This is a genomic window from Pseudomonas sp. SBT1-2, from assembly GCF_028640875.1.
GTDB classification, from domain to species: Bacteria; Pseudomonadota; Gammaproteobacteria; order Pseudomonadales; family Pseudomonadaceae; genus Aquipseudomonas; species Aquipseudomonas chlororaphis_I.
Genome location: NZ_JAQZAA010000070.1, coordinates 1 through 20,952, shown reverse-complemented (window position 1 = coordinate 20,952; position 20,952 = coordinate 1). Strand labels below are relative to the sequence as shown.

Below are 20,952 nucleotides of genomic sequence, written 5' to 3'. Positions count from 1 at the left end.
CGCGGCGACAGCCCCGATGAAATGCACAACACCCGTTCGCAGTCCTGGTAATGCCAATTAAGGATCTCCCATGTGCGACCTGATCCACTTCCGTCTCGAAGGCAGCCTGGCCTTGATCGGCCTGTCCCGTCCGCCGGTCAATGCACTCAGCCAACCGCTGCGCGCCGCCATCATTGAGGCGTGCGAGCGCGCGGCGGCTGACATCAGGGTGCAGGCCATCATTCTTTATGGCGAGCATGGCCTGTTCAGTGCCGGTGCCGACATCGGCGAATTCGGCACCGAGGCCTGTTTTGCCGAGCCGGACCTGCCCAGCACCCTGGTCCGCCTGACCGAAATCCCCAAGCCCCTGGTTGCCGCCATGGGCAAGCTGGCGCTGGGCGGCGCCCTGGAGCTGGCCCTGGCCTGCGGATACCGGATGGGGGAGCCGGGCACCCGGGTCGGCCTGTCGGAAATCAACCTGGGCCTGCTGCCCGGGGCGGGCGGGACCCAGCGCCTGCCCAGGCTGATCGGTGCCGAGTCGGCGCTGAACCTGATTCTTTCGGGTGAACAGATAGACGCCGAACGCGCCCGCATGCTGGGTATCCTCGACCGCATCGCCAGCAGCGCCGAGCAGTTGCTCGATGAGGCATGCGCTTATGCCAACGAGTTGATCGAGTGCGGTGCACCGGCGCGCCCGGCGGAGGCCTGGCCGAAGCCGGCCGAGGACCTGCCGGACGATTTTCTCGCGCGCTACCGCGCCGAGCACGAACCTCGCTGGAAAAGCCGCCTGGCCCCGCGCCTGGTGCTCTCGGCGCTGGAGGCCGCCTGCCTGTTGCCACTGGAAGAGGGGCTCGCCCGCGAGTTGGCGCTGTTCAAGCAGGCCGAAGCGTCCCGCCAGTCGAAGGCTCTACGCCATGTGTTCTTCGCTGAGCGCGAGGCCGGGCGCGTTCCAGGTATCGGGTCGGACATTACCCCGCGCAAGCTGGACAAGGTCGCGGTCATCGGCGCCGGCCCCCTGGGTGCCGGCATTGCCATGAGCTTTGCCGACGTCGGTATCCCCGTGGCCTTGCTGGAGCCCGAAGGTGGCGCGCTGGATCGCGGCCTGATGCAGATCCGCAAACTCTACCAGGCCAGCGTCAAGCACGGAAAAATGAGCGCCGCACAGCTGCAGCAACGCATGGACCTGCTGTTCGGCACCCTTGACTACGAAGATCTGGCCGACGCCGACCTGGTTATCGAAGCGCTGTGCGAAAAGCCGGACGTCAAGCGGCAGGTGTTCCTCAGCCTGGAACAGGTCTGCAAGCCAGGCGCGATTCTCGCAACCGGCACGTCGTCGCTGGATATCGATGCCATCGCGGCGAGCCTCGGTCGTCCGCAGGATGTGATCGGCCTGCATTTTTTCAGCCCGGCCAATGTCATGCGCCTGGTGGAAGTCGTGCGCGGCAAGGCCACCGCGCCAGAGGTGCTGGCCAGCGCCATGCAGATCGCCAAGCGGATCGGCAAGCTGCCGGTGATCTCCGGCGCCGGCCAGGGTGCTATCGGCGAGCGCATGCTCGAGCCCTATGCACGCGAAGCCCATCGCCTGGTACTGGAAGGCGCAACGCCGGCGCAGGTCGATAGCGTACTCACAGGCCTCGACCTGAATATGGGAGTGTTCAGCATGCTGGACCTGGCCGGCATCGACGTGAGCTTCCTGACGCGCGACGCCAATCGCGCCGCCACGGCCCATGATCAGAGCTACTGCTGCATCGCGCAGGAACTGTGCGCCCTGGGACGCTACGGGCAGAAGACCGGGCGGGGTTTCTACCTCTACGAGGGCCAGAACCGCCAGGAAGACTACGAGGTAACCGCGCTGGCAGAACAGCTTGCCGGTGAGCTTGACGTTCCCCGGCGCGCGATCGAAGACCTGGAAATACATGATCGCTGCCTGTTCATGCTGATCAACGAGGGCATCCAGCTACTGGACGAGGGTATCGCCCTGCGGGCCAGCGACATCGATCTGGTGTGGATCAACGGCTACGGTTTTCCCGCCCATCTTGGCGGCCCGCTGCATTACGCCGAGCAACTGGGGCTGGACCAGGTGCTTTGCGGCATCCTCCACTATCGCCAGGCTCTCGGTGAGTACGGCCAGATGTGGTTCCGCCCGGCGGCGCTGCTAGAGCGCCTGGTCGCCGCTGGCAAGACCCGCATCGAACGAATCTGAAGATTCCCCCTTTCTCCGGGGGAGGGCGAGGCCTGGGGGCGACCACGCATCAACCTCAGCCTGGCCCGATCCCGAAGAAAGAGGGTCCAACCTGCCTGCACAACACCCTGTGCATTGTCCGCGCAAGACGTGCCGCCATTCTTTATCGAGGTGTACCGATGAGTCACGATTTCGCCCAGAACTTTTCCCTCGCCGACCGGACCGTGCTGATCACCGGCGCGTCGAGCGGCATCGGTGCGCACCTGGCGCGGATTGCCGCTCGCGCCGGTGCCCGCGTGGTACTGGCGGCGCGGCGCCTCGATCGGCTCGAGCAAGTGGCCAGGGATGTCGAGTGGGAGTGCGCCCAGGTGCTGTCGGTCGCTCTCGACGTCACCGATCGGGCCAGCGTCGAGGCGGCTTTCGACGCTGCCGAGGCGCGTTTCGGAGTGGTCGATGTGGTGCTCAACAACGCTGGCATCGGTAACGGCCAGCGCCCGCTGGAGATCAGCGAAGAGGAGTGGCGCGCCATGCTGGCGACCAACCTGGACGGCGTCTGGCGGGTGGCCCAGGTCGCCGCGCAACGGCTGGCCAAGGCCGGGCGTGGTGGCAGCATCGTCAACATCGCGTCGATACTCGGGCTGCGCGTCGGCACTGGCTACAGCCATTACTGCGCTGCCAAGGCCGGCGTGGTGCAACTGACCAAGTCACTGGCGCTGGAGCTCGCGCGCTACCGGATCCGGGTCAACGCCATTGCTCCGGGCTACTTCAAGACCGAGATGAATGCCGCGTTCTTCGAGAGTGACAAGGCCAAGAGCTACATCCGTGACCTGATTCCCATGCGCCGCCTGGGCCAGCTTCATGAGCTGGAGGGACCGTTCCTGCTGCTCGCCAGCGATGCCGGTGGGTTCATGACCGGGAGCGTACTGGCCGTGGATGGAGGCCATCTGGTCAGCAGCATTTGATAGGCCTGTTGATGTTCGAACAGGACTCAGTGACTGGCCACCAACAGTGCCAGCGCCTTGCAGGCTGTCTCGGTTTCGCTCTCCAGGCGCGCCAGGTCGTCATGGGCGGACCAGGCAATGATCAGGCCATCGACCAGGTGAATGAGCAGGCGGCTTGCGGCCTGTAGAAAGGGCTTTTCGAGCTGCGCCCCCATGGCGCGCTCCAGGGCCTGCTCCGTTGCTTCTATAGCAACCGAGTAGATCTTGTTCGCCAGCTCGGGATTGTTGCGCATCGCCCAGAAAAATAGCTCGGTTTGCGCCCTGGCCACGTCGGGGTGGCTGGTAAGCCAGGCAATCAATTGGCGAAGCACCTCGGCAGCCTTTTCCGCGGCCGTGGTACCCGTGGGTACGTGTTCCAGGGCTTGATGGGGCAGATCGAAAAGCGACTCATAGACCGCATAGAAGAGGTCGTCCTTGGTGTGGAACACGTAGTGCAGCGACGCCAGCGGGCAGCCGGCGGCAGCGGCGATGCGCCGCGTGGTTGCATTGGCGACCCCGTGTTCGGCAATGACCTTGACCGTCGCCTCGACGAAATCCTGCCTGCGTAATTCAGCACCCATTCTGGCCATGGATCAGCAATCTCCCCTAGTGCGCTCGCGCCGTACCTGCGGCTTTGGCGGTGTCAGTGCTGGCGGATGCTACAGCAAGCGCTCCGAGCGCGTCAGGGCCTGCGGAGCATCACAGTGATGTGTATGCCTGTTTGAACCAATTTAGGTAACAAGTGTTTCGTGAATTCCCATTCTGGTGCGATCCGACGAAACAAACCGCGGCAGGGCAGGACAGCATTTCGTCCGCCGAATCCATTGCCCGAACTTAAACACTTGATACAAAAAGAGAAATCCAAAGCCATGGAATCTTGGCATCAGGTTTGCCTCTTGATCAATGGACTTGGTCATTTGATCAAGTCAGTTGACTAGATTAGCCCAGGCAACGTGTTGCGGCTTTCCCGGAGCGCACGCTGCCGCTCGAGGCCCATGAGGATCTTCCAATGAAAGACGTGATTGAGTACCCGGGCGCCGGGATTTCCATCGGTGGTGGAACCAGGCAACTGATCCTGGCATTGGCCGTATCGGCTGTCATGTGCAGCGCTCAGGCAGCGGACAAGGATCCGGCGTCACTGGGCAGCAAGCTGACGCCCTTGGGCGGGGAGGTCGCGGCCAGCGCCGATGGGGTGATCCCGGCCTGGACGGCGCCGGGCCCGCAGGCGGTTGGCTGGAGCCATGGCCAGCCGCGGGGCCAACACTGGAAGTTCAAGGGCGACAAGCCACTCTTCAGCATCGATTCGAGCAATGTCGCGAAATACGCGAGCAAGCTCTCTCCTGGCCAGGTGGAACTGTTCAAGAAGATCCAGGGGTATCGCATGGACGTGTACCCGACCCGTCGCAGCTGCGGCGTACCGGATTTCGTCGCGGACAACACCAAGAAGAATGTCGGCTTCGCCAAGCTGGACGCCGATGGCCTGGCACTGCAGGAAGCCTACGTACCCGGCATTCCGTTCCCGTTCCCGAGCAACGGCGCCGAGGTGATGTGGAACATGAAGATGCGTTACCGGGGCGTTGGCTTTGAAATGTCCAAGACCGTTTCCGGCATCTCGCCACGCAAAGGCAGTGAGGACTGGCTGCGTACCTCGACCGACTGGTTCATGTATACGCCGTGGGGAGAAAAGGGCAGCGCGTTGTTCTCTTCGGTCGATCGCCTGGAAGTCGCCACCTACTTCTCCTACTACGATCCCGCCGCCCTTGCCGGGCAGGCCGGCGTGGTGACGACCAAGGCTGGCGAGCAGGCCAGCACCTTCTATTACTTCCCCGGTCAGCGCCGTGTGCGTCGCATGCCGGCCTATTCCTATGACGCGCCGCAAATCGGCCTGGACAACCAGTACACCATCGATGAGTCGAACGTGTTCTTCGGGCCGATGGATCGCTTCGACTGGAAGCTGGTCGGCAAGCAGGAGTTGCTGGTGCCTTACAACGCCTTCGGCCCCTACGACAACTTGGCGAAAATCGAGGATGTGGCCAAGCGTGATTACATCGCCCCCGAATCCCGCCGCTATGAATTGCATCGCGTCTGGGTGGTCGAGGCCACCGTGCGTCCGGGCATGCGCCACCAGGCACCGAAGCGCCTGTTCTATATCGATGAGGACAGCTGGAACGCCCTGATGGCAGTCGATTACGACAAGCAGGGGCAAATCTGGAAAGTCCGTGAAGGCTACACCATTCCTGTCTACGAGACCGGTACCTGCGACATGGAAGCCCAGGCGCAATACAACCTGGTCGACGGTCGCTACCTGTACGACATGACCTCCATAGGCGTGGGCAAGAACGACCACCGCTGGCTCACCGAAAGTACCGGCAACCCGCGACTCAAGCGTGACTTCTATACCTCCGACAATCTGCGCGCCACCAGCGAACGCTAACCGCGGCCTATCGAGAACTGACATGAAAAGAATAATTACCAAAGCCTCAGGTCTTGTCATTGCGTGTGCAACCCCTCTGGCGATGGGGTTCACGTTTGAAACCGAAAACATCCGGGGCTCGTTCGACTCCACCATCGCCATGGGCATGGGCCTGCGTACCGAGTCCCCAGGCTGCAACCTGATCACCAGTGGCGCCAGCGGACACCATCCGCCCAGCGGTTGCCTGTCGCCCAGCGCGGGCATCGGCGACCAGGGCAACATGAACTACGACAAGGGCGACCTGTTCACCAACTACCTCAAGGGCACCCATGAGCTGCTGCTGAAGTTCCCCGAGGACTACACCTTCATGGCGCGCGGCAGCTGGATCCGTGACTTCGCCGCGACCGACACCAGCGGTGCGTTGTCGGCCACCAGCCCGGAGAGCGTGGGCAGCGACGGCCTCACCAGCAGCGCCCGCGACGATCTCAGGTTCAAGGCCCGCCTGCTGGACCTGTGGGTGAGCAAGAGTTTCGATGTCGGCGAGCAGCACGTCCGGGCCAGGCTCGGCAACCAGGTGATCAACTGGGGCGAGAGCCTGTTTGCCGCCGGCGGCATCAACAACACCAACTCCTACGATGTCATGGCCCTGTCGCGGCCGGGCACCCAGCTCAAGGAAGCCTTGTTGCCAGCGCCGATGCTGAGCCTCGCTTCGGGTCTGGGGGCTGGCGTCAACATCGAGGCTTACTGGCAGTTCGGCTGGAACAAGAGCGAGATGCCGCCCGTGGGCAGCTACTGGTCCACCACCCATGCGCTGGGCGAGGGCAGGGGGGCTTATGGGTACGAGGAAAAGGACGCCCGCGACAGCGGCCAGTGGGGTATCTCGCTGCGCTGGCAGCCCCAGGACAGCGACCTGAACCTCGGCCTCTATGTGATGCGTTATCACGACAAGCTGCCGTCCCTGACCATGCAGGTGCTGGACCCGGACACCTTCGCCCTGGCGCAGAAGTGGGAGTACCCGGAAGACCGCATGCTCTATGGCATCAGCGCCAACATGCCGATCGGCGACTGGGCCGTGGGCACCGAGCTGTCGTACCGCCCCAAGGATGCGGTACCGCTCAACCCGGTGATTGATGCCTGCACCAGCAACGGTGGCAAATGCTGGAAGGATGAGAAGAAGTTCCAGTGGCACCTGACCGGCATCTACAGCCTGACCCCGTCCAACTCGCCGAGACTGCTCGACTTCACCGGAGCCAGCACCGGCACGCTGCTGACCGAACTGGTCGTCGTCAAATACCCGGGCTTGCATGACAACTACAACGGCGAACCGATCTCCGCCGGCTTGAACACCTGGCAGCTGGATCCGGCCACGGCGCCGACGGCCAAGGGCAACAAGACCTCTTCGGGGATAAGCCTCGACTTCAGCCTGACCTACGACAACACGCTGATCCCGGGCTGGCAGGTCACGCCGGGGGTGTTCTATTCGCAGTCGCTCAAGGGCCGCACGCCCAACCTGTCGGCGACCTTCACCGAGGATGCCAGCAGCATGAACCTGTACCTCAACTTCGTGCGCAACCCGGCGAGTTGGCAGGTTTCCTTCAACTACGCGAAGTTCTCGGGGGGCAAGACTCCCTACGACCAACTGTTGCGTGACCGCGACTACGTCGGTCTTGTGGTTTCCCGAACCCTGTGAGGCGTGCAGTGAACAGTTCCGTAAAGATGTCGGAGAAAAAGGTGCGTGGCGTGCTGCCACGCATCGAGCAGTGGTTGTTTACCCATCGTCTGCTGACGCTGGTGAGCCTGGGTGTCTTCACCCTGGCCATGGCCTGGTTCGCCGTGCAGTTGCGCATGGAGGCCGGCTTCGAAAAACAGCTGCCGATCGGTCACGAATACATCGAAACCTTCGAGGCCTATCGCAACGACCTGCTGGGGGCCAACCGCCTGACGGTGGTGGTCAAGGCACGCCAGGGCACGATCTGGAGCAAGGAGGGACTCAAGCGCCTGTACGACGTCACCCAGGCGCTGATCTTCCTGCCCAATGTCTCGCGCAGCAGCGTGCGCTCGTTGTGGACACCCAATGCCTTCGTCAACGAGATCACCGAAGAAGGTTTCCGTGCCGATCCGCTGGTGCCGGGCACGGTTACCCCGGAAAACCTCGATGAGGTGAGCATTGCGATGATCGCCGACTCAGCGGCCCAGGGCGGCTTCATCGGTACCCTGGTCGCCCGTGACCAGAGCAGCGCGATGATCACCGTCGACCTCAATGAGTTCGATGCCAACGGCGAGCATCTTGACTATGTGGCCTACAACCGGGTGCTGGAGCAGCAGATCCGCGAGAAATTCGAGGACGGCGACTTCGACATCCAGATCATCGGCTTCGCCAAGCAAATCGGCGATATCGCCGACGGGGCTTCGGCGGTACTGGAGTTCTGTCTGCTGGCTCTGCTGCTGACGGCGCTCGCGGTCTACTGGTACTGCCACTCGCTGCGCTTCACCCTGTTGGCCCTGGGCTGTTCGCTGGTGTCGCTGGTCTGGCAATTCGGCAGCCTGCGCCTGCTCGGTTACGGTCTTGACCCGCTGGCGGTGCTGGTGCCGTTCCTGGTATTCGCCATCGGCGTGTCCCATGGCGTGCAGCAGATCAACTTCATCGTCCGCGAAATCGCCTGCGGCAAGTCCATCGAGAGCGCGGCGCGTGCCAGCTTCCGCGGTTTGCTGATCCCTGGCACGCTGGCCCTGGTGACGGCGTTCGTGTCCTTCGTGACCCTGCTGCTCATCCCGATCCCGATGGTCCGCGAGCTGGCGATCACTGCGTCGCTTGGGGTGGCCTACAAGATCATCACCAACCTGGTGATGCTGCCGGTGGTGGCCTCGATGTTGCGGGTCGACGGCGGTTATGCCGCCGCCGAGGAGCTTTCCCGCCAGCGCCGGGCCCGCTGGTTGCGAGGCTTTGCCCGACTGGCCGAATGGCACAACGTGCGCTGGGTGTTGGGCATGGCCTTGCTGATCTTTCTCACGGCGGCCTGGCAGAGCCATGACCGGGTCGTCGGCTCCCTGCAGGCCGGGGCCCCGGAGTTACGCGAGGAAGCCCGCTTCAATCGCGACGCGGTGGCCATCGCCAGCAACTACGACATCGGCCTGGACTGGCTCAGCGTGGTCTTCGAGGTCGTTCCCGACACGTCCGGCGCAAGCCCGGCGGACGCCTGCGAAGACGTTGCCCTGGGCCAATATCAGGATCGTTTTGTCTGGGCCATGCAGGGCGTGCCCGGGGTGCTGTCAGTGACCTCGTTCTCCAACAGCATGCGCCAGTTCAACGAGGGCTATAACGAGGGCAATCCGAAAATGAACGCGGTGCCCATCGACCCGGCGAACTACTCATCGATGGCGGCCGAGGTGGCCCGTGTCCCCGGGATGATGCGCCCCGATTGCAGCATGACCGCCGTGCACCTGTTCCTGGCGGACCACAAGGCCACGACCATCCACCGGGTGATCGCCGCCGCCAAAGCGTTCCGTGCCGAGTTCAAGCAGCCTGGCGTGAGCGTGCGCCTGGCGTCCGGCAACGCCGGGGTGATTGCCGCGATCAACGAGGAAGTGGAGCGCAGCGAGCTGCCGATGATGCTGTACGTCTATGGCGCCATCGCTCTGCTGGTGTTTGTCGTCTACCGCGACTGGCGTGCGGTCCTGGTGTGCTGCCTGCCCCTGACCCTGGGCACCTTCATCGGCTACTGGTTCATGAAGGAGCTGCAGATCGGCCTGACCATCGCGACCTTGCCGGTGATGGTATTGGCCGTCGGCATCGGCGTGGATTACGCCTTCTACATCTACAACCGCCTGCAACTGCACCAGGCCCTCGGCCAGCCGATCACCAAGGCGGTCGAGCATGCGTTGCTGGAGGTCGGGGTAGCGACCATCTTCACTGCGATCACCCTGGCAGTGGGGGTGGCGACCTGGGCGTTTTCCGACCTCAAGTTCCAGGCCGACATGGGCAAGCTGCTGGCCTTCATGTTCCTGGTCAACATGGTCATGGCCATGACCGTGCTGCCAGCGTTCGCCGTCTGGCTCGAGCGGGTATTTCCGCGCCGGCGCCCCGTGCGCATGATCGGCGCCCTGGCGCACTGAGGAGAGCACTATGCGAAACCTGATTTGCCTCATGGCGACCCTGTTCGCCAGCGCGCTACCGCTGGCCACAGTGCAAGCCGCACCGGTACAGCCAGTACCGGCGACCCGGACAGCCAACGCCACGGCGGCCACCATGCTGGGTGCCAGCTGGGCCCAGGAACGCCTGGTCGCCGTTGGCGACCATGGCACGGTGTTGCTGTCCGACGACAAGGGCCACAGCTTTCATCAGGCGGCGGCCGTGCCGCTGTCCACGCCCCTGACCGGTGTCTCGTTCATCGACGCCAGGCAGGGATGGGCGGTCGGCCACTGGGGCGCGATCCTCGCCAGCACCGACGGCGGTGACAGCTGGCAGCTGCAGCGGCTGTCCAGCGCCGAGGATCGGCCGTTGTTTGCCGTGCATTTCTTCAATCCCAGGCAGGGCGTCGCCGTGGGCCTGTGGTCGCAGGTGCTGACCACCGACGACGGCGGCCTCAACTGGAGTGAGCAGAAGCTGCAGGCACCGCCTGGAGCGAGTCGCGCCGATCTGAACCTGATGGGGCTTTTCGCCGACCACCAGGGGCGCCTGTACGCCACCGCCGAGCGCGGCCAGGTGCTGCGCTCCGATGACCAGGGCAAGCACTGGCGCTACCTGGATAGCGGTTATGCCGGCACCCTCTGGACGGGAGCGGTGCTGGCCGATGGGTCGCTGCTGGTCGGCGGCCAGCGGGGCACGCTGCTGCAGGGCTCCGCGGACGGACTGAGCTGGAAACGCGTACCCCTGAAGAGCAAGAGCTCGGTAACCGGCATCGCGGTAGCGGGGCAGCAGGTCGTCGTGGTCGGCCTTGATGGGCTGATGGTGAGCAGCAGCGACGGCGGGCTGAACTTCCAGGAACAGCAGAGTGCCGAGGGTGTTTCGCTGACGGCTGCGCTGTTGAACGGCAACGGCTCGCCCATCCTGTTTTCGCGACGGGGTGTGGTGTCCATGCAAGGCCAGGAGGAGGGGACGATACACCCGAGTGAGTGAGTCCGCGGTACCTGTTCCAAGTGGACCGGCGCGGCGCTTCAGGCGTCGAGCCAGGTCCTGATCTTCGTCCTTTAAGGGGCCCGTGCAGTACTCCACTCCAGGCGTGGCCCCTTCTTTTTAAGCCTTGCCAGGTAGGGCTTTTCTGCCTGTGTCGACGAGGGCCCAGGCTCTTTTTCCGGTCTGCTTTCGCGGACATTTCGCGCTTGTAGATTGCCCGTTCATGCACCCGCGATTAATTTACGTAACACATGTTGCGTTAAATAAATCACCTTGTTAGAGTCGATCTCAAATAACAAGACGCAGGAGGTTGCACATGAAAGCTCGCATCACTGGATCGCGCTCGGGAGCACTTCCCGGCGGATCGCTCGGCTTCGATCGTCCCGGCGCGCGTCGCGCGGCGGCTCGCAACACGTTCTCGCTGGAGGTGCTCTGATGATCTCGCTCAAGCCCACCCTGACCTTGCCCGCTGCCGGGCTGTCCGGTTTCGAAACCCCGCTGAGCGAGGAAGAAGCTGCGATCCAGGCTTCCGTGCATCGTTTTGCCAAGGACGTCTTGCGGCCGCTGGGTCGCGAGCTCGATCGCATGAGTTCCGAGGAAGTCGTCGCCCCAGGCTCGCCTTACTATTCGTTGTTCGGCGAGTTCGCCAAGCTGGGACTCGACCCGGCACTGCTGGCGGAGCTGCCGCCGGAGATGGCGGTGCGGATCGAGTCGCTGATCGGCGAAGAACTCGGCTGGGGCGATGCCGGCCTGGCGGTTTCTCTCGGCTGCGCCGGCTTTCCGCTGCAGATGGCCGTCGCCGCCGGTAATACCGAACTGATAGAGCTTTGCCAGGGGCGGATCGGCTGCTGGATGGCCACCCAGCCCGATCGCGGCAGTGACAACCAACTCTTCGATATAGCGCGCGACTGGCCCGCGGGGCAGCAGGCCAATATCGGCAACCTGACCGCCAAGGTGGTCGGCGACGAGATCATCATCAACGGCCAGAGTTCGGCCTGGGTCTCCAACGGTGCGGTGGCGCAGGTGGCTTTCGGCTTGATGTGCGCCGATTACGGGGATGGTTTCTACGACCGTGACGGCTTGCCCCATGGCATTGCCGTCATCATCCCGCTGGATCTCAAAGGCGTGTCCAAGGGTAAGCCGTTGGACAAGATCGGTCAGCGCTCTCTGCCCCAGGGCGAGATCTATTTCGACAGCGTACGGGTGCCCCGGCGCTACGCCATCGCCGAGCGCGATGCTTATTACGGTGCCGTCAGCTCCTCCTGGTCCTATGCCGGTACGCACATGAGCCAGGTGTTCACCGGCGTCGCCCGGGCGGCCTTCGAATATGCGCTGCAGTACTGCCACGAGCGCCGGCAGGGCGGGCGGATGTTGATCGACCACCAGATGACCCGCCTGCGCCTCGGCGAAATGCTGCGCCGGGTCGAAATCGCCCGCGCAGTCGCCCGGCGTTCGCTGAGCTTCGCGCGCCTGTCACCGCAGACCCATCCTTACGCCACTGCCTCCGCCAAAGTCACGGTGACCGAAGAAGCGATGGCCGTGGTCGAGGAAGCCTTCCGCCTGTTCGGCGGTAACGGCACCACCCGTGAATACCCGATCGAGAAATTGTTGCGCGATACACAGTCCGCGCTGATCGAGGACGGCGAGAACCGTGTCCTGACCATGCGCCTGGGGCTGCTGGCCCAACAGCTCTACGCCGAAGGCTGGGCGAACAACTGATCCTGAAGGATCCCCCGGCAACACTCATCCAATAACAACAATGAGGAACACTCCAATGGCTAAATATCCTGTCGTTGTCTATGGCGCCAGTGGTTACACCGGCATGTTGATGATGGACTGGTTGATCGACCAGAACATTCCGTTTACCGCGGTCGCACGTAACGCCAGCCGTGCCCAGGAAATGATGGCGCAACGTGTCGTCGGACTGGAGTCGGCCACTTACGAAATCCTCGAGTGCCCGCACGAAGTCCAGGCTCTGAGCGCCGTGTTCAAGGGCGCGCGCGTGGTCTGCAACACGGTCGGTCCATTCGTCAATTTTGGGTTGACGGCCGTCGAGGCGGCGTTGAATGCCGGCTGCCACTACCTGGATCCGGCCGGCGAGCAGCAGCATATCCTTGCCCTGCGCGATCAGTTCGGCGAAAAATTCCGTCAGGCCGGGCTGCTGCTTTCTCCCTCTCTTGCCTATATGTACACCTTCGCTGAAATTGCCGCCGAACTGGCGCTGGAAACCCCGGGGGTCGACTCCCTGGAAACCGCGACCCTGACCCGCGGGCCTCGTGGCCGTGGCGCTGGTGTCACCGTGGGATCGACCGCCACGATTTTCGAGGGCTGCCGCCATGACTCCTTTTACCTGTGGGAGAAAGAGCTGGTCATGTACGCCCCCAATGCCAGCTTCAATGTCGTTTCGCCCGACCTCATGGAGTCGGTGTTCTGCCTGCCCTGGGGCGGCACTTCGCTGCCCGTGTACTTCGAGCGCGACGCACGCGTTCGCAGCTGCATGTCCTGTGTCGGTTTCTACGACAACCCGGTGATGAAAGTCGTCCATGGACTGAACGAGAAGTGGGACGCTGAATACAAACACTTGCCCAAGGAACAACAGGACGCCGTCATCCAGAGCCTGGTGAGTTCGACAACGCCGAGCATGCCCCCTCGTGAACGCGGCACCTTGCAGCGCACCGTGGACTTCGCCATCGGCCGCGGTCAGTTGACGGCGGTGCGTGCCACCGTGCACGGCATCACCCCCTACATCGCCACCGGCGCCCTGCATGCCGCGGCAGTGACCAAGCTGCTGGACAACGACACCGCCAAGGTCGGTTTTGCCTCGGCCTCGAAGGCTTTCGGCCATCGCTACCTGCTGGGTTTCCTCGAGCAGCGTGGCCTGGCCCGCGCAACCATCACCCAACTCTGAAGTGACAGACATGGCGATTATTGATTTCTTCGACCGTGGCTGGCGGATCAATCCGCAGGGCGCGGCTTATATCCAGGACGATCGGGTGTTTACGTTCACCGAAGTCCGCGATCGGTCATGCCGTATCGCCAACGCCCTGTTGGCCGAGGGTTTGCCCAAGGGCACCAAGGGGGCGATCTGGTCAACCAACGATGTGGTGGGCTGGACCTGCACGCTGGGACTCTGGCGCGCCAACCTGTGCTGGATTCCCGTCGGCGCGCGCAACAGCGCCGAAGAGAACCGCTACGTGCTCGATGCGTTCGACTGTGAGGTGTTGTTCTTCCAGAAGGAGTTTGCCGCGGTCATCGACTCGCTGCGCGCGAGCCTGCCGAAGATCAGGTTGTGGATCTGCCTCGACGGCGACCTGCCTGGCGCGACTTCTCTTTCGGCCTGGAGCGATGCCCAGCCGAGCAGCGTGCCCCAGGTCGACTATGACATGGACGACGTGGTGGCGATCTCGCCCACGGGGGGAACCACGGGGATGCCGAAGGGGGTGATGAACACCCATCGGAGCGTGCAGACGTTCTGTGCCCACTTCATGATCAACTTCCCTTATGAAGACGAGCATCGTCCCGTCAACCTGGCGGCGGCGCCGATGACCCATACCGCCGGCACGCTGTCCCTGCCGTGTTCCGCGCGGGGCGGCACCGTGGTGGTGATCACCAAGCCGGATCCGGCGCTGATGCTGGCGATGATTCCCAAGTACAAGGTCACCGAGACCTTCCTGCCGCCCACGGTCATCTATCGCCTGCTGGATGTGCCCGATCTGGCGCAGAAGGTCGATTTCAGCTCGCTGAAATACTTCCTCTACGGCGCGGCGCCGATGTCGGTGGAGAAGCTCAAGCAAGCGATCGAGACCTTCGGCCCGGTGATGGCGGGTGGCTACGGCCAGACCGAAGCGCCGGCATCGATTTCCAACCTGCCGCCGAGCGAGCACCTGCATGGCGGCCAGCTGGCGTCGGACGAGCGGCTGTCTTCGGTGGGGCGTCCCAATCCGCTGATCCGGGTCGAGATCATCGACGACGCGGGCAATATCCTGGCCCAGGGCGAAACCGGCGAGATCTGCGTGCGCGGCGACCTGGTGATGAAGGGGTACTACAAGGCCCCGGAAAAGACCGCCGAAACCATCATCGATGGCTGGCTGCACACCGGCGATATCGGCCACCTCGACGCCAATGGCTACCTGCACATCACCGATCGCAAGAAGGACATGATCATCTCGGGTGGCTTCAACGTCTATCCGAGCGAGGTCGAGCAGGTGCTCTGGGCCCACCCGGCGGTGCAGGACTGCGCGGTGATCGGCGTGCCGGACGAAACCTGGGGCGAGAGCGTCAAGGCGGTGGTCGAGTTAAGTTCAGGCCAAAGCGTCAGCGCCGAAGAACTGATCAGCCTGTGCAAGGCCAGGCTCGGTTCGGTCAAGGCTCCCAAGAGCGTGGATTTCATCGATGCGCTGCCACGGAGTCCGGTCGGCAAGGTATTGAAGAAGGATCTGCGTGCCCATTACTGGCAAAGCGTCGATCGTCAGATCTGAAGTCGAGGAGTTATCTGATGGAACCCATTTATATTGCCGGCATCGCCATGACCCAGTTCGGGCGGCATCCGGAGCGCAGCCTGCAGAACCTGGCCCTGGAAGCTCTGCAGGGCGCGCTGGCGGATGCCAACGCACAGCGTTCGGACATCGGCGCCGTTTTCTACGCCGGCATCACCAACGGCCCGTTGCAAGGCCAGTTTTCCATCCCGGGGCAGGTGGTATGCAGCAAGATCGGCATCGAAGGGGTGCCGGTCTATAACGTCGAGAACGCCTGCGCTTCTGGCAGTACCGCGGTGCACCTGGCGGTGCAGAGCCTGCGCGCCGGCGCCACCGATGTGGCGCTGGCGCTGGGCGTCGAAAAGATGAACGTGGCGGACAAGCTCAAGGCCCTGTCACTGTTCGAGACGGGCTGGGACGTTTCCACCGCCGAGGAGAACTACGAGATCCTGGTGAAAATGGGGGAGGGCATCGTCCCCCCGGCCGGGTCGGAGTCCGATCGTCCATACAGCAAGTTCATGGCCATCTATGCGGCCATGTGCCGTTGGCACATGAAGACTTACGGCACCACCCAGCGGCAGATCGCAGCGGTGTGCGCCAAGAACCACCAGCATTCGGTACACAACCCTTATTCCCAGTTCCGCAAGACCTTCAGCATCGAGGAGGTGCTGGCCGCGCCGCCCATCACGTATCCGATCACCTTGCCGATGTGCGCGCCGCTGTCCGACGGCGCGGCCGCCGCCATCCTCTGCACGGAGGCGGGCCTCAAGCGCATCGGTGCCGATCCCAAGCGCTGCGTGCGGATCGCCGCCAGCGTGATCCGCAGCTTCACCCTGCGGGACCTGAGCGAGCCGGAGAAGCATGTCAGCCTCCTTGCCGCCCGCCAGGCCTATGAGATCGCCGGCCTGGGGCCGCAGGACATGCACGTCGCCGAGGTGCATGACGCCTCGGCGATGGGCGAGATCATCCAGTCGGAAAACCTTGGACTGGCGCCCCAGGGGCAGGGTGGTGTGTGCGCCGAGCGCGGTGACTTCACCGTGGGCGGGCGGATCCCGATCAATCCCTCTGGCGGGCTGGAATCCAAGGGCCACCCACTGGGCGCCACGGGCATCGGCCAGTTGTATGAGCTGACTACCCAGTTGCGGGGCGAGGCGGGTGCGCGTCAGGTCGAGGGCGCGCGTCATGCAATCCAGGAAAACGGTGGCGGGCTTCTGGGTGTCGAGGAAGCTGCCGTCGCCATTCACATCTTGAGTCGATAGGAGAACAGTCCATGTCCACGACCCGTCGGGGCGATGAAATCAAGGCCACCTCTGGCCCGGGGCAGTTTCGCAGTCTCGGCGGGTGGATGGAGCGACCGGACGATCTGCAACCGGAACTGGAGGGTAATGTCAGCGCCGACGTCATCGTGGTCGGCGCCGGCTTCGCCGGCCTGTCCACCGCGCTGGAGCTTACCGCCCTTGGCGCCAGGGTGATCGTTCTCGAGCGAGAGTGCGCCGGTTTTGGCGCCAGTGGCCGTAATGCGGGTTATCTCGCCGGTAGCCTGGGGATCGAATTCGAGATGTTCCTCAAGCGCGTAGGTCATGAGAAGGCGAAGAAAGTCGTCGCCTTCTATGACGAGGGCGTTGCCTACGTGGAAAGAAGGCTGCGCGAACTCAGTATCGACTGCGACTACAACGCCTCCGGGATCATTCGGGCGGCGGTTCATCCCTCACAGGAAAAGAAGTTGCGCGAGAGCATGCAGATCGGTCTCGAGCTGGGCTCGTCCGCGTGCTTCCTCGACCAGGCCGAGATGCGCGCTCGTGGCATACCCCCGGCGTTTCTCTTTGGCTGCCTGCAGCGACACGGCGGTACGCTGGACCCCGGCAAGTACGTGATGGGACTGCGTCGCGCGGCGCTTCAGGCCGGTGTGAAGATTTATGAGAACACTGAGCTGCTGTCCTACAGCGAAGGCCCGATCATCCAGTGCAACACCGCGCGGGGCAGTGCCAGCGCCCCGCATCTGGTGCTCGCCACCAATGCCTATACACCGCAGCTTGGCCTGCTGCGCGACAAGGTGGTGCCGTTGCGGGTGTCGGCGATCGAGACCCAGCCGCTGTCCCCCGCGCAGCTGGCCTCGTTGGGCTGGCCAGGCCGCGAAGGTCTGGTGACGCCTCACTGGACCATGGAAAGTCATCGTCTGACCGCTCGCAATACGCTGGTTGTCACGACCAAGCGACTCAGCTATGTGTATGGATCCCAGACACCGAATGTGCCGGACAATGTTGCTTATCACGAACTGGCAACAGCACTCGAAGACCGCTTCCCGACCTTGCGCGGCCTGGGTATCCAGTCATGCTGGAGTGGCTACATCAGCCTTGCCTACGACGCACTGCCGGTAGTCGGTGAAACGGGAGAGCAGGGCAATATTCTCTACACCGCCGGGTGCTCCGGGCATGGCGTCGCCACCCAATCACTCATGGGCCACCTGCTGGCCGAGCGAATTGGCGGCATCGAGCATCCGTTGCTCGCGGCCCTGCGCCACAAGACCCCCTCGACGCTGCCCGAGCCGTTGCAGTGGTGCGCCGTCAACCTGGCGCTGGGCCTGGTGCACAGGATGGACGAGCACGTCAATCGCAAAGCACGCCGTGTTTCCAATCAGTAACTAACAGACTTGTCGATGTTCAAGATTCGACAGATGGCTGGACATATAACAACAACTTGATGCACTTGGCTGCGCACCCTGGTTTTTAAACTTGATGACTTCGCCCGTTGTGTTCTGGCGAACTGAAAGTTGCTGTCGGGTACAACGCCGCTGTCACTCTTCTATTGCCGAAATGACACTCATCAATGAGTGATTACTTTAATAAAAAACACGTGAGGCACCCTGTATGAACAAGAAGCCCACCCCTGACACTCCGCTCGATTTAAGACGAAGGCAACTGCTCAAGTTTGCCGGCGCCTCGGCAGCGGTAGGAAGCCTCGGCCTGAAAGCGGGGCTGGCAAATGCCGCTGAAGGGCCAGGAAAAACAGACTCCGCCACTGACAGGGGAGATGTTCTGGACGTCGTCATCATCGGCGCCGGGCTGGCCGGCCTGACCGCCGCCCGCGACCTGCAACAGGCAGGTTGCCGCTCATTCGTGGTCCTCGAGGCCAGGGATCGGGTAGGGGGCCGAACCCTCAATCACGACCTGGGCTCGGGTTATGTGTCCGAAGCCGGCGGCCAGTGGATCGGGCCTGGACAGACCGCCGTGGCGGACCTTGCCCGCGAACTGGAGGTGGGTACCTTCCCCACCTATTACGAGGGCAGCACGGTCATTCTTGGCGGCGACGGGCGGGTCGAGATCGACCTGAAGGGCACCTTCGGCACCGATGAGACGCTCGCGGCGAAGCTCAGCGAACTGTCACGCGACGTGCCTTGCGGCGCGCCCTGGAAATCTTCGAAGGTGGCCGAGCTGGACAAGCTTTCTGCAGGCGACTGGCTGTCCAGGCAGGCCATCAAGCCCGAGGACCGGGCAGGGTGGAATGCCAGCTTCCTCCTGACCTGCGGCGTGGCGCCGGCGAAGATGGGGTTCCTGCATTTCCTGTCGATGATCAACTCGGCCAACTGTGAGTACATGCAGCTCGACTCGATCAAGGACAGCGCCCAGGGCACCCGGCTTGTCGGTGGTTCGCAGATTCTCTGCATCAAGATGGCGCAGCAACTGGGTGACCGGCTGCGCTTGTCGTGCCCGGTCCGGCAGGTTTCCGACTGGGACCGCGAAGTCGTCCGGTTGCAAACGGACCAGGGGGAGATCCGTGCTCGCCGGGTGATCATGGCCATCCACCCCGCATTGTGCCATCAGCTCCGGTTCGATCCGCCGCTACCCGAAGAGCGCGCGGCGCTGCAACGTGCCTGGCCCGCCCACTCCCCGGCGCGCAAGACGTCCATGGTCTATTCCCGTCCGTTCTGGCGGGAAAAAGGCTTGAACGGGCATGTCATCCAGGCGGATGGCCCCGTCATCTGGGCTTACGACAACTCCCCGCCGGGGGGCGAAATCGGCGTGATCAATGCCTTCGTCACCAACGCCATGGTGTCCTCCGACCTGAAGGAAGCACAGCGCGTGCTGGCCCAGATTTACGCCAGGGCACTGGGCGACGAGGCATTGAAGCCGGTGTCGTATCACGAGCATGACTGGGGGCAAGCCGACCCCTGGACACTCACCTGCGTTTCCCCCATTCCACCTGGTTTCTGGAGTACCCATGGCGAGGCCCTGCGTCCTCCCTGCGGCAATCTCTTCTGGTCGGGTACGGAGACCGCCGATATCTGGGCGGGCTACATGGACGGGGCCGTGCGCTCGGGCCATCAGAGTGCCTTGCAGGTGCTCAATGCCCTGCGTCGGGCGTAGGAGGCGAAGATGAAAAGAAAGATTGTGCTGGGGATTATCGCAGTCGTTGCCGTCCTGCTGGGCCTGTATGGCCGGGATTTGCTCGACCTCTATCGTTTGCAGAACTACATCAGCGCCTCGACCGAGGCCTACGAGGCCGACGGAGGCCCATGGCCGCAACTGACCGACGTCTGTACCGGTTGCCATGGAACCAAAGGCAGCTCGCAACATCAGCGCTACCCCAGCCTCGCGGGGCAGCCGGCCCCATACCTGGCGGCGCAGTTGCACAACTTCGCCAGCGGGCAGCGGATCAACCCGAACATGGCGCCGCTGGCGATGACCCTGAGCCGGGAGGACATCGACCGACTGGCCAACTACTACGCCAAACAGCCTTTGAGCCGCGACTCGTCCTTTCAGCCCGACCCGGGCCTGCGGGACAAGGGGCAGAAACTGGTCGCCGCAGGCGGCTGCGTGGCCTGCCATGGCGAGCGCCTGATGGGCCGCGAACAGTTCCCGCGTCTTGCCGGGCAAGGGTCCGACTACCTCCGGGTGCAGCTCGATGCCTTCGCCGACGGCCGGCGAAAGGACCTGACCGGGGCAATGGGGGCCATTGCCGCGACCTTGTCAGCAGACGAGCGCAAGGCCATTGCCAGCTATCTCACAAGTTTGTCTGCGCAATAAAACAACGAATCGAACATCAATAAAAACATTGAGAGTATGTGTCATGGAACTCAGGAATATTGTTATATGCGCCGCTTGTTTCATATTGGTTTCGGCGGGACTGGTTTATGGGCTCAAGCTCCTGCGCAAGCGTAACTATCTGCTTGGCCTGGAATGGCTGGTCGTTGCGTTCTCGGCGACCAATGCTTTGCTGTACTTTTCATTGGGATCGGAAACGGCTTATTTGTTTTCGTATTTCTGTGATGCGTTTTCCAGGGGCGTCGGAATTCCAGTCATTACCATCATTGGCTTCATGGCGGTCACCCATGATTACAAACCGTCGGTCTTCAAGGATGTCATGCTGTTCGCGGGCGGTATGCTGGTCACCCTTGCTCTTGTCCTCTCTGCCAATGCCCTGGGCGGGTTCCTGGCGTATTTCTACGTCGTCATGTGGACTGTCTTCTCCCTCTACCTCGTTTACCTGGTCCTGCGTCTGCTGAGTGCCGGGGAACACATCCTGGCGCTGGGCCTGTTCCTCGGCATGCTGGCGGCGCAGACGATTGCCTGCATCTACGATTTCTACAAGATCCCGGGGGACGAGACCAACGTGCTGTTCAACTTCTATGTGCTGGCGTTGCTTAGCTGGGCCTGTCTGTTGGTCCTGATGTACTACGCCTATGGCGCCCTGGAGCGCACCAAGGAATCGATGCCGCTCCTGCACCTGTTCGTCGTGGGCGGTGAAGCGCTTGATCCGCGAGTCGGCCTGGGCGTGGGTCAGGCCCAGGCCGATCAGCGCCTTGCGGCTCA

At 63.0% G+C, this 20,952-nt stretch carries 15 protein-coding genes; 14 read left to right on the top strand and 1 reads right to left on the bottom strand.

The annotated features are described in order from the left end of the window. Nucleotides 1-70: 70 nt before the first annotated feature. Together PVZ78_RS11540 and PVZ78_RS11535 are read left to right on the top strand one after the other, a co-directional pair. Complete coding sequence (locus PVZ78_RS11540; protein WP_273828707.1) at nucleotides 71-2,182, top strand: 3-hydroxyacyl-CoA dehydrogenase NAD-binding domain-containing protein; 2,112 nt, start codon at nucleotides 71-73, stop codon at nucleotides 2,180-2,182. Nucleotides 2,183-2,340: 158 nt separating this feature from the next. Then, nucleotides 2,341-3,123: an SDR family NAD(P)-dependent oxidoreductase gene (locus tag PVZ78_RS11535; RefSeq protein ID WP_009049041.1), complete on the top strand. Its 783-nt coding sequence runs from the start codon at nucleotides 2,341-2,343 to the stop codon at nucleotides 3,121-3,123. Nucleotides 3,124-3,149: 26 nt separating this feature from the next. Here the strand turns inward: PVZ78_RS11535 and PVZ78_RS11530 are convergent, their stop codons facing one another. Beyond that, the gene (locus PVZ78_RS11530) at nucleotides 3,150-3,731 is read right to left on the bottom strand and encodes a TetR/AcrR family transcriptional regulator (protein WP_028683984.1); all 582 of its coding nucleotides are present in this window, start codon (nucleotides 3,729-3,731) and stop codon (nucleotides 3,150-3,152) included. Between the two features lie 419 nt (nucleotides 3,732-4,150). Between PVZ78_RS11530 and PVZ78_RS11525 the strand changes: the two genes are divergently transcribed. From PVZ78_RS11525 to PVZ78_RS11470, 12 genes are all read left to right on the top strand, one after another. Continuing rightward, entirely contained in the window at nucleotides 4,151-5,575 is a 1,425-nt protein-coding gene (locus tag PVZ78_RS11525; protein ID WP_273828706.1) for a DUF1329 domain-containing protein, read from the top strand. A 22-nt stretch (nucleotides 5,576-5,597) separates the two neighbouring features. Then, the gene (locus PVZ78_RS11520; RefSeq protein ID WP_330981753.1) at nucleotides 5,598-7,244 is read left to right on the top strand and encodes a DUF1302 domain-containing protein; all 1,647 of its coding nucleotides are present in this window, start codon (nucleotides 5,598-5,600) and stop codon (nucleotides 7,242-7,244) included. Between the two features lie 8 nt (nucleotides 7,245-7,252). After that, complete coding sequence (locus tag PVZ78_RS11515; RefSeq protein WP_009049045.1) at nucleotides 7,253-9,667, top strand: efflux RND transporter permease subunit; 2,415 nt, start codon at nucleotides 7,253-7,255, stop codon at nucleotides 9,665-9,667. Nucleotides 9,668-9,677: 10 nt separating this feature from the next. Beyond that, nucleotides 9,678-10,670 (top strand): WD40/YVTN/BNR-like repeat-containing protein, encoded by a 993-nt coding sequence (locus PVZ78_RS11510; RefSeq protein ID WP_016703010.1) that lies wholly within the window; start codon nucleotides 9,678-9,680, stop codon nucleotides 10,668-10,670. Between the two features lie 432 nt (nucleotides 10,671-11,102). Further along, nucleotides 11,103-12,386 (top strand): acyl-CoA dehydrogenase family protein, encoded by a 1,284-nt coding sequence (locus PVZ78_RS11505; RefSeq protein ID WP_009049047.1) that lies wholly within the window; start codon nucleotides 11,103-11,105, stop codon nucleotides 12,384-12,386. Between the two features lie 55 nt (nucleotides 12,387-12,441). Beyond that, nucleotides 12,442-13,575: a saccharopine dehydrogenase family protein gene (locus PVZ78_RS11500; RefSeq protein WP_009049048.1), complete on the top strand. Its 1,134-nt coding sequence runs from the start codon at nucleotides 12,442-12,444 to the stop codon at nucleotides 13,573-13,575. A gap of 10 nt (nucleotides 13,576-13,585) precedes the next feature. Beyond that, a complete protein-coding gene (locus tag PVZ78_RS11495) occupies nucleotides 13,586-15,145 on the top strand; it encodes an AMP-binding protein (RefSeq protein ID WP_009049049.1) in 1,560 nt (519 codons plus the stop codon). 17 nt (nucleotides 15,146-15,162) lie between these two features. Continuing rightward, on the top strand, nucleotides 15,163-16,401 hold the full coding sequence (locus tag PVZ78_RS11490) for a thiolase family protein (protein ID WP_273828705.1): 1,239 nt from the start codon (nucleotides 15,163-15,165) through the stop codon (nucleotides 16,399-16,401). Between the two features lie 11 nt (nucleotides 16,402-16,412). Beyond that, entirely contained in the window at nucleotides 16,413-17,783 is a 1,371-nt protein-coding gene (locus tag PVZ78_RS11485) for an NAD(P)/FAD-dependent oxidoreductase (protein ID WP_009049051.1), read from the top strand. 226 nt (nucleotides 17,784-18,009) lie between these two features. Further along, a complete protein-coding gene (locus tag PVZ78_RS11480; protein ID WP_009049052.1) occupies nucleotides 18,010-19,506 on the top strand; it encodes a flavin monoamine oxidase family protein in 1,497 nt (498 codons plus the stop codon). Between the two features lie 9 nt (nucleotides 19,507-19,515). Next, the gene (locus tag PVZ78_RS11475; RefSeq protein WP_016703011.1) at nucleotides 19,516-20,166 is read left to right on the top strand and encodes a c-type cytochrome; all 651 of its coding nucleotides are present in this window, start codon (nucleotides 19,516-19,518) and stop codon (nucleotides 20,164-20,166) included. 43 nt (nucleotides 20,167-20,209) lie between these two features. Next, nucleotides 20,210-20,952, top strand: a 743-nt coding sequence (locus PVZ78_RS11470) for a hypothetical protein (protein WP_273828731.1), incomplete at its 3' end; no start/stop codon positions are given.